General features: G+C 74.5%; 8 protein-coding genes and 1 pseudogene. 6 read left to right on the top strand and 3 right to left on the bottom strand.

The features are described from left to right. The first annotated feature begins 263 nt into the window (after positions 1-263). The 5 genes from E7Z53_RS10220 to E7Z53_RS20640 are packed head-to-tail and all read left to right on the top strand — an operon-like array spanning position 264 to position 8,943. A complete protein-coding gene (locus tag E7Z53_RS10220) occupies positions 264-923 on the top strand; it encodes an MBL fold metallo-hydrolase (RefSeq protein WP_035923979.1) in 660 nt (219 codons plus the stop codon). Then, entirely contained in the window at positions 917-1,900 is a 984-nt protein-coding gene (locus E7Z53_RS10215; protein WP_272026869.1) for a bile acid:sodium symporter family protein, read from the top strand. Before E7Z53_RS10220 ends, E7Z53_RS10215 begins: the two co-directional genes overlap by 7 nt. Before the next feature lie 53 nt (positions 1,901-1,953). Then, the gene (locus E7Z53_RS10210; protein ID WP_176337702.1) at positions 1,954-4,146 is read left to right on the top strand and encodes a glycosyltransferase; all 2,193 of its coding nucleotides are present in this window, start codon (positions 1,954-1,956) and stop codon (positions 4,144-4,146) included. Next, positions 4,143-5,441, top strand: coding sequence for a glycosyltransferase (locus E7Z53_RS10205; protein WP_176337701.1), 1,299 nt, complete (start codon positions 4,143-4,145; stop codon positions 5,439-5,441). Before E7Z53_RS10210 ends, E7Z53_RS10205 begins: the two co-directional genes overlap by 4 nt. Then, positions 5,431-8,943 carry a DUF3376 domain-containing protein gene (locus E7Z53_RS20640; protein ID WP_176337700.1) on the top strand — a complete coding sequence of 1,171 codons (3,513 nt, stop codon included), beginning with the start codon at positions 5,431-5,433 and terminating at the stop codon, positions 8,941-8,943. The genes E7Z53_RS10205 and E7Z53_RS20640 overlap by 11 nt, the downstream gene beginning before the upstream one ends. An 80-nt stretch (positions 8,944-9,023) precedes the next feature. Here the strand turns inward: E7Z53_RS20640 and E7Z53_RS10195 are convergent, their stop codons facing one another. Further along, complete coding sequence (locus E7Z53_RS10195) at positions 9,024-10,760, bottom strand: formate--tetrahydrofolate ligase (RefSeq protein ID WP_176337699.1); 1,737 nt, start codon at positions 10,758-10,760, stop codon at positions 9,024-9,026. 117 nt (positions 10,761-10,877) lie between these two features. On the opposite strand from E7Z53_RS10195, the gene E7Z53_RS10190 reads away from it, so the two are divergent. Then, a complete protein-coding gene (locus E7Z53_RS10190) occupies positions 10,878-13,490 on the top strand; it encodes a DEAD/DEAH box helicase (RefSeq protein WP_176337698.1) in 2,613 nt (870 codons plus the stop codon). Positions 13,491-13,602: 112 nt separating this feature from the next. Here E7Z53_RS10190 and E7Z53_RS10185 read toward each other — a convergent pair whose 3' ends face one another. Further along, on the bottom strand, positions 13,603-14,931 hold the full coding sequence (locus E7Z53_RS10185; protein WP_176337697.1) for a TerC family protein: 1,329 nt from the start codon (positions 14,929-14,931) through the stop codon (positions 13,603-13,605). Positions 14,932-15,441: 510 nt separating this feature from the next. After that, a pseudogene (locus E7Z53_RS10180) lies at positions 15,442-16,431 on the bottom strand (TerC family protein); the annotation flags it as partial. Positions 16,432-16,454 lie beyond the last annotated feature (23 nt).

Below are 16,454 nucleotides of genomic sequence, written 5' to 3'. Positions count from 1 at the left end.
AGGCTCCTCCGGGATCGGGGATGTTCGGGGCGACAACGACGAAGGGGCACCCGGTCCGCACTCCCCGCTCCTCGCGGGGTCCCGCGTCGACGACGACGCGGGCGTGGTGCCACCGGATGCCTTGATGTTTTGTTGCCTCACGCAACTTTATCCGGACGGTGTGGGGAAGCCAACCCCGGCGCCCGTGCCGTCGGACACACCGCCCGGCGCCCCGGCGCTCCCGCGATTGGCCAGTGCCAGGAGTCGGGAGTACCTTCGTCCTCATGATCGCAACGAAGACGGAGGTCACCGACCTCTCCGAGGTCACGATTCGCCGGATCTCCGTGAGCGAGATGGACAACAACGTCTATCTCCTCACCTCCAAGGACGAGGGCACGCAGGTCCTCATCGACGCGGCCGACGACGCCCGGGCCATCGCCGGTCTCGTGGGCGCCGGCAACGGCGACTGCTCGCAGGCCTACGGCAATCTCCAGCTCATCATCACCACCCACTCGCACTGGGACCACGTCCGCGCCCTGGAGGAGGTCCGCTCCCGCTCCGAGGCCATGACGGCGTGCGGCGCCGACGACGAGTCCGACATCGCCGTGCCCATGGACCTGACCTTCGAGGACGGCGACACGGCGGAGTTCGACGGCTTCGACCTGGAGGTCATCGGCCTGCGCGGGCACACCCCCGGCTCGATCGCCCTGGTCTACCGCGACCCGCAGGGCCCGGCGCACATCTTCTCCGGCGACTCCCTCTTCCCCGGCGGTGTGGGCAGGACGAACAGCCCCGAGGACTTCCGGCAGCTGATGGACGACGTCACCGAGCGCGTCTTCGAGCGCTTCGAGGACGACACCGTGGTCCACCCCGGCCACGGGAAGCCGACCACGCTGGGGGCGGAGCGCCCGCACCTCGAGGAGTGGCGGGCCCGCGGGTGGTAGGCCCCGGGCCCGCGGCGGCCGTCACCGCCGCGCCCGACCGCGGCGCCTACACCGCCGTCCTGCTCTTCCCCGTGCTCGTCCTCGCGGGCGGGCTCGTGGGCTTCCTCGCCCCCGGCGCCGTGAGCGGACTGTCCGGGTGGATCAACCCGTTGCTGGGCGTGGTCATGTTCGGCATGGGCCTGACCCTGCGGCCCGTGGACTTCGCGCTCGTGGCGAAGCGGCCGCTGCCGGTACTGCTCGGCGTCGGGGCCCAGTATGTGATCATGCCGCTCGTGGCCCTGCTCGTGGTGTTCCTGCTGCGGCTGCCGCCGGAGCTCGCCGCGGGCGTGATCCTGGTGGGCTGCGCGCCCGGCGGGACGGCCTCCAACGTGGTCGCCTACCTCGCCCGCGGCGACGTGGCCCTGTCCGTCGCCATGACCTCGATCTCCACGCTGCTCGCACCGCTGCTGACCCCGCTGCTCACCCTGTGGCTGGCCGGGCAGTACCTGCCGGTGGACGGTGGGGCCATGGCGTGGTCGATCACCAAGATCGTCCTCCTGCCCGTCGTCGCGGGCCTCGCCGTGCGACTGCTCGCGCCCCGTCTGGTCGAGCGCGCCCTGCCCGCCCTGCCGTGGGTGTCGGTGGCGGCCATCGCCCTGATCGTGGCCATCGTCGTCTCGGGCAGCGCCGACCGGATCGTGGAGGCGGGCCTGCTCGTGCTCGCGGCCGTGGCCCTGCACAACGTCCTGGGCCTGGTGCTCGGCCACCTCGTGGGGGCAGTGACGCGGCAGCCGATCGCCGTGCGCCGCACCACCGCCGTGGAGGTGGGCATGCAGAACTCCGGGCTGGCCGCCGGGCTCGCCGCCCAGTACATGAACCCCCTCGCCGCCCTGCCCGCCGCGGTGTTCTCGGTCTGGCACAACCTCTCGGGCGCCCTGTTCGCCCTGCTCTGCCGCCGTGCCGACGCGCGGGCGGCGCGCCGGCTCCCAGGAGCCTGAGAATCCCCCCGACCCGCTGTGCGCGGGACCGGGCCTCGGCTACGGTGAGGCCCATGACCTTCGCCGCGCCCCGCGCCCCGTCAACGAGCGCAGAGCGCACCGGCGCGGCGACGCACGAGGCCCTCGAGGCCGTCCGCCGCGCCCCCTCGATCCTCGACGGCATCCGCCGCGCCGACGACCTGCTGCAGGCGACCCGGGAGGATCCCGCCCGGGCGTTGCCCGTGCTCGCGGAGGAGATCCGCCGGCGCGACGACCACGTCGCGGCGATCGCCGCCGTACACGCCCTGGCCTCCGTGCCCGGGCCCCATGCGGACGACCTGCTCACAGCGCTCCTCGACGACGAGCCGTGGCTGCGGGAGCACACCGCGGGGGCCCTCGCCGACCGGGCCCCCCTCCCCCGCGCCGTCGCCCCGCTCGCCGACCTCGTGACCGGCGGCGGCTTCCCCGGCATGCTGGCCCAGCGCACCCTGCAGGCCTGGGCCCCGGCGGCACCGGACACGGTCGGGACTGCCCTCGAGCACGCGCTCGCGGGAACCGTCAATTCCGGTCCCCGCGCACGGCTCACCGAGACCCTGGGGCTCGTCCCCGGGGCCGGGCCCGCCGCGCGCCTCCGCGCCCTGGCCGGCAGTCCCGGCGAGGACCAGGACGTCCGCGGGGCCGCCCTCGAGGCCCTGGTCGACCGCGGCCAGACCGGCGCCGAGTCCATGGCCGACTTGGCGGACCTCGCCGGGGCCTGCGCCGACGTGGACGGGCCACTGGCCGCCGTGGCCCGGCTCGCCCTCGCCGACCTCCACGCCGCGGCCGGTCCCGCCCCGGCCTCCAGCGGGGACGGGCTCACGGTCCTGCAGCCGTTCCTGCACGCGGAGATCGACCGGGACCTCACCTTCTCCGGGCGGGGGGACAACGGCGGGATCGCCACGCTGCTCGCCCAGCTGGGCGACGCCCTCAGCGCCCCGGACGGCCCCGGCGGCGTCGCCCGGGTGCTCACGGTGTCCCGCGGCACCCACGACGAGGCGCGGGCGGCGACGGCCCGTCCAGCCGGGGCGGGGCACGTCTTCGGTGTCGTCCCCTTCACCGGACCCCCGGTGCACATGGCGGACGCCTGGCCGCGGCGGGTGGCCGCGGAACGGGGGCTGCGGCGCGTGCTGCGCCGGGCCGGCCCCGTGGACGTGCTGCACCTGCGCATGGCCGACGTCGGCTCGATGGCGGCCGCGGCGGTGGCCGCGGAGCTCGGCATCCCGTGGGTGCTCACGATGGCCCCCGATCCGCACGCGCTCGTCGCCGCCCGCGAGCGCGCCGGCACCCTGACCCGGGCCGGCTTCGGCGCGGCCGACCGTGTGGAGCACCTGTGGTTCCGCGTGCGCCTGCTCGCCGACCTCGCGGCGCGGGCGGAGCACCTGGTGCTCTTCCCCCGCCCGGACGTGGCCCGGGACGCCCGCGCGCTGCTCGACGTGGACCTGGACGAGCCCGGGCGGTGCACGGTGGTGCCGGAGGGCATCGACCTGGGCGCCGTGGACCGTGCCGCCGCGCAGGTGCGCACCGGCGCCGGACCGCACCTCGCGGAGCTCGACACCGTGCTCGCGGCCCTGCCCGCCGCCCGGCGCGGACTGCCGCTCGTGGTCACGGTGGGCCGCCTGCACCGGGTGAAGGGCACGGCCACGCTCGTCGAGGCCTGGGCCCGGGACGCCGGGCTGCGGGACCGCTGCAACCTCCTCGTCGTGGGCGGGGACCTCGTCTCCCCCTCCGCCGACGAGCGCGAGCAACTCACCCGGATCGACGCCGCCCTCCCCCGAGCCGAGGCCGCCACCGCCGGCCTGCTTCTGGCCGGCCACCGTCCCCACGCCACCGTGGCCGCCTGGCTCGCCGCGGTGCGCCGGGGCCGGCCGGGCCTGTCCTCCCCCGCCGGCGTCTACGTCTGCGCGAGCCTCAAGGAGGAGTTCGGCGTGGCGCTGGTCGAGGCCCTCGCCACCGGGCTGCCGGTCGTGGCGCCCGACGCCGGCGGGCCGGCCACCTTCGTGGCCGACGGCGTCACCGGCGTCCTCGTCGACACCGGCGACCCCGCCGCGCTGGCCCGGGCCGTGGCCCGGGCCCTCGACCTGGCGGCGCGCCCCGACGCGGAGCGCACCGCCGACGCGGCCCGCGCCATGGTCCGCGACCGCTTCAGCATCGAGGGGATGGCGACCGCCCTCACCTCCGTCTACGACGACGCCGTGGCGCACACGGCCGACAGGAGCCCCACCCCGTGACCCTGCTCGTGATCAGCCCGGACTACGCCTCCCACCTGTTCCCCCTCGCGACCCTGGCCACCGCGTGGCGGGACGCCGGGGAGCGGGTGGTCGTGGCCACCGGTCCGGCGACCGCCGCCATCGCCCGGGGCTTCGGCTTCGAGGTCGAGATCCTGCCGCTGGGCCGCGGCTCCAACCCCGGGGTCATCCGGGCCGAGGAGCAGCCCCCCGGGGAGGACGACGCCCTGCGCGGGTTCTTCGCCGCCACCCGCCGCGGCCCCGCGGAGACCCTGGCCTTCCAGGCCCGGGCCCGGCGCGACGACCTGCTCTGGGACCCGCTCGGCACCGCCCGGCGGGTCCAGGACGTGGTGGACCGCGTCCGGCCGGACCAGGTGGTCGTGGACCACCTCGCCTTCGCGGCGCGTCTGGCCCTGACCGGCTCCGGGATCCGGCACGCCGACGTGGTCCTGGGCCACCCCTCGGCCCTGACGGTGGCCGACGAGGTCTACGGGCACCCGCCCGCCTGGCCCGGCCGGCTGCGCCCGTCCCCGGCCGAGCTGGAGGCGCTGCACCGGCTGTGCTCCTCCGTGCGGGACGAGTTCACGGAGCAGTGGAACGAGGCCCTGCAGCAGATCGCCTCCGGCACCCCGGCGAGCGCCGACGCCTTCGCGGAGACCGGCGACGACCTCCTGCTCAACTACCCGGGCGAGCTCCACGACGAGCACCGGACCCGGGCGCTGCCCGAGCACACGTTTCTGGGCTCGGCCGTCCGGGAGGAGGCCGAGGACCCCGAGGTGGCCGCGTGGCTGGCCTGCTCGGACCGCCCGATCGTCTACATCAGCCTCGGCAGCTTCCTGTCCGTGCGCGGGGACGTGCTCGCCCGGGTCGCGGAGGCCCTCCGCGGCCTGGACGTGCGGGTCGCCCTCGCGGCCGGGGCGACCCGGCCCGCCGAGCTGGGCCCGGTCCCGGAGTCCTGGCTCGTGCGCGGAACCCTGCCGCAGGTCACCCTGCTGCGCCGCGCGAGCGTCGCGGTCTCCCACGGCGGGAACAACAGCGTGACCGAGGCGCTCACCGCCGGGGTGCCCCTGCTGCTGCTGCCGATGTCCACGGACCAGTTCGCCGGGGCGGCGGCCCTCGAGGCGGCGGGGCTCGGGACGGTGCTCGACCCCAACGCCCTGTCGGCCGCCGAGGTGCGGGACGCCGTGGCCGAGCTGCTCGACGACGGCCACGAGCGGCGGGGGGCGCTCGAGGACCTCCGGCACGACCTGACCCGCCGGCCCGGGCCGGTGCGGGCGTTCGCGGCCCTTGTCGAGTGAGCCCTCGGGCCTGCCGCTGATCGTCCTGCCGCCGTCCCGGGGGCTGGCCGGGGCGACGGCCGGGCAGGCGCCGGCGTTCGGCCGCACCCTCCGCCTCGCCCTCGCCATGCGCGGCGGCGTGAGCCTCGCCGTGTGGATCGGCGGCGCGGTGGCCGAGCTGGACCTGCTGCGCCGGATCCGGATCCACCGGGACCGCCGCGGGGCGCTGCACGCCTACCTCCTGCACCCCGCCGAGACCCCGGACCCGGTGCTCGAGGAGCGGGCGGCGGTGTACGCGCGGCTGCTCGCGGACGCCGGCTACGACAGGGTGGACATCGACCTCCTCGCCGGGGCCAGCGCCGGCGGGCTCAACGGCGTGGTGCACGCCGTGGCCCAGCGCGCGGGCTCCGACCTGGACGCCCTCGGCCGGATCTGGGCGGAGCACGGCGCCCTCGGCCGGCTGCTGCGCCCGCTCGGACGGCACCCCGTGGACTCCCTGCTGCGCGGCGACGACTACCTGTGGCCACGGCTGCTGGAGGCGCTCCTGGCGCTCCGGGGCAGCCCGGAGCACCACCCGGACCTGGTGGCCGAGCACGTCACGGTCGAGCTCTCCGCGACGGTCCTGGACAGCGACCCCTCGCCCTACAGCGCGTCGGCGGAGGGGCGCAGCGACTTCCACTTCTCCTCCCCGGAGCCGGGCTCCCCCGGTCCGTCCCTGGACAACGACATCCCGGGGCGGGACACGGCCCCCGCGCAGGCCGCGGCCGCGCTGTCCCGGCTGGCCTACGCCGCCCGGGCGACGTCCTCCTTCCCCGGCGCCTTCGAGCCGGCCTCGGTGTGGTCCGCCCCGACCCCGGGCCCGCGGGGCGCCCCGGGCCCGGCGGCCGGGCGCCCGGATCTGAGCCACGCGTTCGGCGCCCACCGCGACCCCGCGGAACTGCCCTACCACGTGGTCGACGGCGGGGTGTTCGACAACATCCCCATCGACCGGGCCCTGGAGGCCGCGCGCACCAGGACGTCCCTGCGGCACGCCGACCGGGCCCTGCTGTACCTCGACCCGGACCCGCCCCACCGCGAGCGTGCCGTGCCCTTCGTGCGCGACCTGCCGCGGCTCGTGGGCACGCTCGCCGCCACGGTCTCCCGGCTGCCGCGGCGGGAGTCGGACGACGACGAGGTCCTGGCCCTGTCCGACTACCTGGACGCCCAGCTCGTGGCCGGCGGCCGCCTGCACCCGCTCGCGGCGCTGATCGGGGGCTGGGACGAGGCCTCCCTCGAGGAGCGGCGCCGGGCCTACCTGCGCTACCGGGCCCGGACCGACGCCGACCTGCTGTCCCGCCTCCTGACCCGCCCGGCGCAGTGGCAGCTCACCTCGACCCTGGCCCGGCGCGACGCCCTGCGGGCCCGGCCGCCCCGTGCGCTCGACCCGCTGCGGGCGGAGCTGCTCCGGCGCTACGACGCCCTCTCCCGGGGCCCGCTGGAGGACCCCGCCGCCGCCGCGGTGCTGCGCGGGGCACAGGCCCTGTTCGACGCCGCCGCCTGCGTGCTGTCCTGGGTGCGCGTGCTGGAGGAGCTGGGCCTCGACGGGCCGGCCGGACCGCCCGGGGGATTCGACCGGTCCCTCGCCCGCGAGCGCGCCTACCGGGTGCTGGCGCGCGCCCGCCACGAGCGCGACCGGCGCTTCCACGCCGTACTGGCCGCCGTCGCGGACCCGGCGGCCGATCCCACCGGGGCCGTGGACCCCTGGCTCTGCGCGGCCGGCGCGGGGCACCGGCCGGCGGACGCCTCCTGGGCCGAGCTCGACGCGGTCGTGGACGGGCTCCGGGGACTGCGCGCCGCGGTGGACGAGCACCTGGACGCCGACGTCCCCGGCCGGGCGGCCCGCCGCGCGGTCTGGGAGGCGTCACCCTGGTCCAGGATCCCCGCCGGGGAGAGGGCGCCGGGCGCGGCGGACCTGCCCCCGCTCCTGGCCGCCGCAGGGATCCCCGCCGCGGTGTCCCCTGTGGCCTACGGGGAGATCCGCGGCGACCAGGCCCCCGCGGCGCCGGACGCGTTCCCCGCGCTCCGGGCGGCGCTGGTCCGTGACCGCCTCCAGCAGGCCCTCGACACGCCGGGGGCGGATCCCCGGGAGCTCGCCCGCCTGCTCACGGACGCCGAGGAGCGGATGCCGGCGGGCGCCAAGCTGGCCGGTGCGGGACTGCTGAACTTCCGGGGGTTCCTGGCCGCGGACTGGCGGGCCCACGACTGGTGGTGGGGACGCCTCGACGCGGCGGCCGGGGTCGCCGGATTCCTGCGCGGGCTGCCGGCGGCCGCTCCGGCGTCTCCCCCGACACCCTCGACGCCCCCGACGGCCCCGCCCGGCGCGCCGAGCGGTTCCCCGGCCGGGGACAGCCCGACGGTCGACCCCGTCGTCGCCGGCCTGCAGGACGCCCTGCTGCGCGACGCCGGGCACGGCTGTCCCGCCCGCGGCCGGGCGGTGGTCGGCGCGAGCGCCGACGGGCTGGACCGGCTGGCCCCGGGGCACCGCCTCTCGCTGGCCTCGCGCGGGGTGCGCGTGCTGGGGCGGGCCCTGGCGGGCACCCCGGACCTGCCCCGCCCCGTCTGGGAGGTCGTGCTGCTGGTGCTCCAGCCCCTGCTCGTGCTCGTGCCCGCGGTGGTGACCCCGGTGCGCGCCGCCCTGGCCGCCGTGGCGCTGACGGCCGGGCTGTGGCCGGCCGCGGGCCCGGTCGCCGCGGAGGCACGGGCGTGGTCCTGGCCCGGTGCCGCCCTGCTCGCGGCGGTCGCCGCGGCGCTCGTGCTGTCCCTCCTGCGGACGGGGCGGCGCGCGCTGCGGAGGTGGTCGGCCGTCCGGGACGCCGCCGGGGAGCGGCCGCCTCCTCGCACCGGGGCCGCCTCCGGGGAGCCTGCGGGATCGGCCGTCCCGGCGGTCACTGCCGCGGAGGTCGGCGCCGCCCGCGGCGGCGCGCTGCGGCGGTCCGCCCTCGCGGGTGCGGCCGCCCTGTCCCTGCTGCTCCCGCTCGGGGCGGCCGTGCCGTCCGGGCGCGCGGCCGCGGTCCTGCTGCTGGTGCTCGGCGTGCTCGCACTGGAACGCCTGAGCGCGGTGCTCGCGCTGCGCGTGCCGAGCCGCGAGGGCCTGGACGAGATCGGGCGGGCGGTCCTCGTGGTGCCGGCCGCGGTGGCGGTCTGGGCCGTGGCGGCCCTGACCGGCCTCCCGGGCCTCGTGCCGGACGGCGCCGGAGCGCGGGCCGCCGCGCTGGCCCTGGCGCTGCTGGCGGTCGGCGTCCTGCTGCTGGCCGGGTGGGTGCGGCCCGCCTGGGCCCTCGCCGTCGTGCCGGCCGCGGCGGCCGTCGGCGGCGCCGCGTCCTGGGTGCTGTGGTCCTGGGCCGGCGGTCCCGGGTCGCTGTGGACCGACCTGGCGGCCGTGGCCGGGGCCGCCTACGCCTGGGCGGCCGTCCTGTGGTGGGCGCCCGCCGAGGGCATGCTGCGGCGGCACGGCCCCGGCGAGGAGCTGCTGCCCCGCCCGTGAGCCGGCGAGTCCAGGTCCGGGACGAGGCAGGGCTCGGACGGGGCGGGTCCCGGACGAGGCGGGTCCCGGAGGGACGGACCTCAGAAGAGGCCGGTCACGCGCCCGTCGTCGTCGATCCCGATCCGCTCGGCCGCCGGGGAGGTGCCCAGTCCCGGCATGGTGCGCATCGTCCCGCAGATTGCGTAGAGGTACCCGGCGCCCACGGCGGCGCGCAGCTCCCGGACGGGCAGGGACCACCCGGTGGGCGCTCCCTTGCGGGCCGGGTCCGCGGTGGTGGACAGGTGGGTCTTGGCGATGACGACCGGCAGCCCCCCGTAGCCGAGCTCCTCGTAGCGGGCCAGCTGGTGCTCCGCGGCCGGGGTGATCTCGAGGCCGTCCGCGCCGTAGACGCGGGTGGCGACCGCGGTGAGCTTGTCCTCGAGGGACTCGGTGAGCCCGTAGGTCGGGGTGTACCCGGCCGGGCGCTCGCACGCGGCCGCCACGGCGTCGGCGAGCTCGGCCGCCCCGGCGCCGCCCTCGGACACCGCCGTGCACACGGCCACCTCCGCCCCGGTCGCCCGGGCGATCCGGCGGATCGCCTCGTGCTCCGAGGGGTGGTCCCCGGGGAACGCGTTGATCGCCACGACCGGGGAGATCCCGAAGGACCGGGCGATCGCCAGGTGGTGGAGCAGGTTCGCCGCCCCCGCCTCCACGTCCTCGGGGTTCTCCTGGAGCATCTCCGCCGGCAGCGCCCTGCCCGGGCGCACGGTGTAGCGGCCGGAGTGGGTCTTCAGCGCCCGCACCGTGGTCACGAGCACCGCCGCGTCCGGGGTCAGCCCGGAGGCCCTGGCCTTGACGTTGACCAGGCGCTCGAGGCCCATGTCCGCGCCGAACCCGGCCTCGGTGATGACGTAGTCGGCGTGGGCCATGGCCACGTAGTCGGCGACCACGGAGGAGTTGCCGGTCGCGATGTTGCCGAACGGTCCGGCGTGGACCAGCGCCGGGGTCGCCTCGAGGGTCTGCAGCAGGTTCGGCTGGAAGGCGTCCTGCAGCAGCACCGCCATGGACCCGGCGGCCTTGAGGTCCTCGGCGGAGACCGGCTCGCCGTCGTGCTTGGCGCCCACCACGATCCGGCCCAGGCGGCGGCGCAGGTCGGCGAAGGACGTGGCGAGCGAGAGGATCACCATCACCTCGGACGCGGCCGTGATGTCGAAGCCCGTCTGGCGGGGCACGCCGTCCTGGTGGTCGCCGAGGCCCACCACCACGGTGCGCAGCGCCCGGTCGTTGACGTCGAGGACCCGCCGCCACGTGATCGAGCGGGCGTCCAGGCCCAGGGCGTTGCCGTGGTGCAGGTGGTTGTCGATCATCGCCGCCAGCAGGTTGTGGGCGGCCGTCACGGCGTGGAAGTCCCCGGTCAGGTGCAGGTTGAGCTTGTCCATCGGCAGCAGCTGGGCGTACCCCGCCCCCGCCGCCCCGCCCTTGATCCCGAACGTCGGCCCCATGGACGGCTGGCGCAGGGTCAGGGCGGCGGAGCGGCCGGTGGCGGCCATGCCCTGGGCCAGGCCCACCGCCGTGGCCGTCTTCCCCTCGCCGAGCGGCGTGGGGGTCAGCGACGTGACCACCACGTACCGCACGCCGCGGGCGTGCTTGCGCGCGGCGGCCTCCTCGGGGGTGGACACCTCGTCCGGGCGCGGGTCGACCTTCGCCACGAAGCGCCCGTAGGGCTCCAGGCGGTCGGCGGCGATCCCGGCGGCCGCCGCGATCTCGCTCACGGGGCGGGGCCGGGCGGCCTGGGCTATCTCCAGGTCCGAGGGCATCGGGTCGGTGACGTGCGTCATGGGGCCAGTCTGCTGGACCCGGGGCGTCCCGGCCAGTGCCCCGCCGTCCTCGCGCGGGCCCCGGCGGCGCGGAACCGGCACGGGCCGGGGCGCGCCGTCCCGATACAGTGGAGGACGATGAAACTCCTCGAAGCCCTCTCCCCCGAGCTCGGCACCCCGGGCCACCCGTACTACCGCGGCGACTTCGCCACCAACGCCCTGTCCGGGGACGAGGTCTACGAGGGGTTCCTCGGCTGGATCGCCTCCCGGGACATGGAGCTCTACCCCGCCCAGGACGAGGCCGTGCTCGAGTTCGCGAGCGGGTCCAACGTGATCCTCGCGACCCCGACCGGGTCCGGGAAGTCCACGGTGGCCGTCGCGGCGCACTACGCGGGTCTCGCCGCCGGGCAGCGCTCGTACTACACCGCCCCCATCAAGGCGCTCGTGTCCGAGAAGTTCTTCTCGCTCGTGGAGATCTTCGGCGCGGAGAACGTCGGCATGGTCACCGGGGACTCCGCGGTCAACGCCGCGGCCCCCATCATCTGCTGCACCGCGGAGATCCTCGCCAACGTCGCCCTGCGCGAGGGCCGGGACGCGGACGTGGGGCCCGTGGTGATGGACGAGTTCCACTTCTACTCCGACCCGCAGCGCGGCTGGGCGTGGCAGGTGCCGCTGCTGGAGCTGCCCCAGGCGCAGTTCCTGGTCATGAGCGCCACGCTCGGGGACGTCTCCCGCTTCGAGGAGGGGATCACGGAGCTCACGGGCCGCCCGACCACGACGGTGTCCTCCGCGGAGCGGCCCATCCCGTTGCACCACTACTGGTCCGAGGACCCCATCCACGAGGCCCTCGAGGAGCTGCTGAGCACCAACCAGGCCCCGGTCTACGTGGTGCACTTCTCCCAGCTGCAGGCCATGGACCAGGCCCAGAACCTGATGTCCGTCAACGTGCTGACCAAGGAGGAGAAGGAGCGCATCGGCGAGCTCATCGCCGGGTTCCGCTTCTCGGCCGGCTTCGGCAAGACCCTCAACCGGCTGGTCCGCCACGGAATCGGGGTCCACCACGCCGGGATGCTGCCCAAGTACCGCCGGCTCGTGGAGCAGCTCGCCCAGACGGGGCTGCTCAAGGTCATCTGCGGCACCGACACCCTGGGGGTCGGCATCAACGTGCCCATCCGCACCGTGGTCATCACGGCGCTGTCCAAGTTCGACGGCGAGCGCACTCGCCGGCTCAATGCCCGCGAGTTCCACCAGATCGCCGGCCGGGCCGGGCGGGCCGGCTACGACACCGCGGGCACCGTGGTGGTCCAGGCGCCCGAGCACGTCATCGAGAACAACAAGGCCATGAAGAAGGCCCACGCCAAGTTCGGCGACGACCAGAAGAAGCTGCGGCAGGTGGTGCGGAAGAAGCCGCCGCAGGGCTTCGTGTCCTGGGGGAAGCCGACGTTCGAGACCCTGGTCGCCTCCGATCCGGAACCGCTGACCTCGTCCTTCACGGTGACCCACTCGATGCTGCTCAACCTCCTGCAGCGCCCCGGGGACCCGGTGCTCGCGGCGTGGCACCTGCTGACCCACAACCACGAGACGCGGCCGCGGCAGCGCGCCCTGCTGAAGCAGGCCATCGGCATCCTCAAGGAGCTGCGCGCCGCCGGCGTCGTCGAGAAGCTCCCGAAGCCCGACGAGGAGGGCCGCACCTGGCGGCTGACCGTGGAGCTGCAGGAGAACTTCGCCCTCAACCAGCCGCTGTCCCCCTTCGCCCTCGCCGCCCTCACCCTGCTGGACCGGGAGGACCCGGGCTACGCCCTGGACGTCGTCTCCGTGATCGAGGCGACCCTGGAGAAGCCCCGCCAGGTGCTGAACATGCAGGAGAAGAAGGCCCGCGGGGAGGCCGTGGCGTCGATGAAGGCCGAGGGCCTCGACTACGACGAGCGGATGAAGGAGCTCGAGGACGTCAGCTACGCCAAGCCGCTCGAGGAGCTGCTGACCCAGGCGTTCGAGACGTACCGCACCGGCGCCCCGTGGGTGGCGCAGTTCGAGCTGACGCCCAAGTCCGTGGTGCGGGACATGTACGAGCGCGCCATGACGTTCGGCGACTACGTGCAGTTCTACGGTCTGGCCCGGTCCGAGGGCATCCTGCTGCGCTACCTCTCCGACGCCTACAAGGCGCTGCGCCAGACCGTGCCCCTGGACCTGCTCCGGGAGGACCTCGAGGACCTCGTGGAGTGGCTGGGCGAGCTCATCAGGCAGACCGACAACTCGCTGCTCGACGAGTGGGAGAAGCTGGCCGCCGGGGAGGAGTCCCCCATGGGCACCTCCGCGGACTCCCTGGAGGAGCTCATCGACGAGCAGCCCCCCGTGATCACGTCCAACCCGCGGGCGTTCCGGGTCATGGTGCGCAACGCGCTGTTCCAGCGCGTCGAGCTGTTCGCGGACGAGAAGGACAAGGTCCTGGGCGCCCTCGACGGCGAGCACGGCTGGGACCGGGACCGGTGGGCGGACGCCATGGACGCGTACTTCGGCGAGCACGAGGACATCTACACGGACCCCCAGTCGAGGGGGCCGGGGCTGATCCGGATCGATGAGCAGCCCGAGGGCCTGCCGGGGTTCTGGACCGTGGTGCAGGTCTTCGACGACCCGGACGGCCACCACGACTGGGGCATCAACGCCCGCATCGACCTGCGGGTCTCGGACGCGGACGGCTTCCCCGCGGTGGTCGTGGACAACGTGGGGCCCATCACCGAGACGGGCCGCTGAGCCGGGGCCGCCCGGCGGTCCCTCCCACGACGACGGAGCCCCCGGTGCGCACCTGCTCGGTGCGCGCCGGGGGCTCCTGCTCCCGGTGCGCGGGGCACCGGGAGGGGGTGGCTCAGACGGCGGAGCTGCCGCCGCCGCGGGGGGCGTCCGGGGTCGTGGTGCCGGCCGACTCCTGGGTCTCGGCCCGGGCGCCCGAGAGGGCCTCGGCCTCCGGGGCCGGCACGGCGTCCGGCTCCGGGCCCACCCCGGTGCGCTCGAACTCGCGGTGCTTGCCGCGGGCGCGGTCCAGGAGCTCGTGGAACTGCTTCTCGGACTCGAGCAGCTCCTGGCGGTGCTTGTCGGAGATCTTCGGCATCTGCCGCTGGTACTTCGCGGCCTTCTCCGCCAGCTTCTGGCGCTCCCCGGCGGGGGCGTCCTGCGGCAGGGTCACGTACTTCTCGGCGACGGTCTGCAGGCCGTTGAGCACGCGCAGGGCCCGGCCCTTGGGGCTGTAGAGGGAGGCCAGGACGGTGATGATCAGCACCCCCACGATGACGGTCAGCGAGAGGCTGATGCCGACCTCGACGACCTCCACGTGCTCACCGTTGTTGATGAAGCTCAGGTTGTTCTCGTGCAGGGCGTGCAGGATGAGCTTGACGCCGATGAAGCCGAGGATGATCGCCAGGCCCCAGGAGAGGTAGATGAGGCGGTCCAGGAGACCGTCGATGAGGAAGTAGAGCTGGCGCAGGCCCATGAGGGAGAACGCCACGGCGGTGAACACCAGGTAGGTCTGCTGGGTCAGGCCGAAGATCGCGGGGATGGAGTCCAGCGCGAAGAGCACGTCGGTGCCGCCGATGGCCACCATCACGAGCAGCATCGGCGTCATGACCTTCTTGCCGTTCTCCATGGTGAACAGCTTGTCGCCGTCGTACTCGTCGGAGGTGTGCATGAAGCGCTTGGCGGTGCGGATGATGAAGTTGTCCGCCTCGTCGTGGGCGGACTCGGACAGCTCGCCCTTGATCAGGGAGCCGGCCGTCAGCAGCAGGATGAGGCCGAACAGGTAGAAGATCCAGGCGAACTGGTTGATGAGCCCGGCGCCCACGAAGATCAGGGCGGTGCGGGCGATCAGGGCGAACGTGATGCCGAAGAGCAGGACCTTCTGCTGGTCCTCGCGCGGGACCTTGAAGGAGGCGATGATGATGAGGAAGACGAAGAGGTTGTCGACCGACAGCGCCTTCTCGGTGATGTACCCGGCGTAGTACTCGCCGGCGTACCGCCCGCCCCACTCGACGAGGACGAACAGGCCGAAGAGGAGGGCGATGCCCACGTAGATCGCGGACCAGATCGCGGCTTCCTTGAGCTGCGGTTCGTGGGCCTTGCGCACGTGGAACACGTAGTCGAAGAGCAGCAGGCCGACGATGGCCGCGATGGTGACGATCCAGACGGTGAGTGAGACTTCCATGGTTCTGCTTTCGGGGTCGAGAACGGGACAGCCGTAAGTCTCTCCGCCGCTCCCGCGGGACCGTTCCGGTCCGGTGCTGGGCTCGACCGCTGCGTCCGGCCGGGTTGTGGCACCCGACGTGCTGACGTCCACAGCGCTGAGGGATACTCCCCTAGGCTCGGCCCAGTCTATACGGACGGCCCGGCCGGCACAGGCAGGGGCCCGGTCCGCCGTGCGGCGGACCGGGCCCCTGGTCTCGCGGGCCGTCGACGACGGCCCCGGGCGCTCAGCCCGCGGGGGTGCTCAGTGCCGGGCCTCCCGGTGCTCCGCGTGCTCCGGGGGCCGGCTCTCGCTGTGGTGCTCCTCCGCGGTCTTGCCCGTGCGCTCGTGGAGGTCGGGCAGCTCCACGGCGGAGCGCTCCGCGGCGCCGCGGGCCGCACGGTGCTTCTGCACGAGCTCGGCCTGCACGATGCGGATCTCCCGGGTGGGGGTGCCCTCCGGGATGCCCCGGTAGACCTCGATGGCCCGGTGCAGCTCGGCGACGGCGTGGGCGGACCGGCCCTTCGGGCTGACCATCGACGCGACCGTGGCGACCACGATGATGGCCACGATCACGCCCAGGGACACGAAGGTGGGGATCTCGGGGGCCCACCCGATGTGCTCGCCGCCGTTGATGAAGGGCACCTCGTTCTCGTGCATGGCGTGCAGGATGAGCTTGACGCCGATGAACGCCAGGATCAGCGACAGTCCGTGCTTGAGGTAGATGAGCCGCTCCATGAGCCCGCCGAGCAGGAAGTAGAGCTGGCGCAGGCCCATGAGGGCGAAGATGTTGGCCGTGAAGACGATGAACGGGCTCTGGGTCAGCCCGAAGATCGCCGGGATGGAGTCGAAGGCGAACATCAGGTCGGTCACGCCGATGGTCACGAAGACGACGAGCATCGGGTTGAAGAGCTTCTTGCCGTCCACGGTGGTGCGCAGCTTGTTGCCGTCGTACCGGTCCGTCATGGGGACCACGGTGCGCAGCCTGCGGATGAGGCCGTTCTCCTCCGACTCGTCCTCGCCGTCGTCCTTGGCCTGGTGGTACGCCGTCCAGAGCAGGAAGACGCCGAAGAGGTAGAAGACCCAGGAGAAGTTCGCGATGATCGTGGCGCCCAGCAGGATGAAGATCCCGCGCAGGACCAGCGCGATGATGATGCCCACCATCAGCACCTCCTGCTGGTACTTCCGCGGCACCGCGAACCGGGTCATGATCACGATGAACACGAACAGGTTGTCGATGCTGAGGCTGTACTCCGTGATCCAGCCCGCCACGAACTGTGTGCCCTGCTCGGCGCCCGCGAAGGCGAACATCAGGGCGCCGAAGACGAGGGCGAGGGCCACGTAGACGCCCACCCAGATGCCGGCCTCCTTCATGGAGGGCTCGTGGGGGCGCTTGGCGACCATGATCAGGTCGAAGAGCAGGATGCAGCCGAGAACGACGAAGGAGCCGATCTCGAACCACGCGGGTAGCTGTGTGTGCACGCGAGTTCTTTCGCTTGGAGATG

The sequence above is a fragment of the Kocuria salina genome, assembly GCF_013368965.1.
Taxonomy (GTDB): Bacteria; Actinomycetota; Actinomycetes; order Actinomycetales; family Micrococcaceae; genus Kocuria; species Kocuria rosea.
This window is presented reverse-complemented; position numbering and strand designations above follow the sequence as displayed.

Bases quoted from the DNA above. Each gene is read 5' to 3' on its own strand.
- E7Z53_RS10220 (WP_035923979.1), top strand. From the start codon at position 264: ATGATCGCAACGAAGACGGAGGTCACCGACCTCTCCGAGGTCACGATT.
- E7Z53_RS10190 (WP_176337698.1), top strand. From the start codon at position 10,878: ATGAAACTCCTCGAAGCCCTCTCCCCCGAGCTCGGCACCCCGGGCCAC.
- E7Z53_RS10210 (WP_176337702.1), top strand. From the start codon at position 1,954: ATGACCTTCGCCGCGCCCCGCGCCCCGTCAACGAGCGCAGAGCGCACC.
- E7Z53_RS10185 (WP_176337697.1), bottom strand. From the start codon at position 14,931: ATGGAAGTCTCACTCACCGTCTGGATCGTCACCATCGCGGCCATCGTC.
- E7Z53_RS10195 (WP_176337699.1), bottom strand. From the start codon at position 10,760: ATGACGCACGTCACCGACCCGATGCCCTCGGACCTGGAGATAGCCCAG.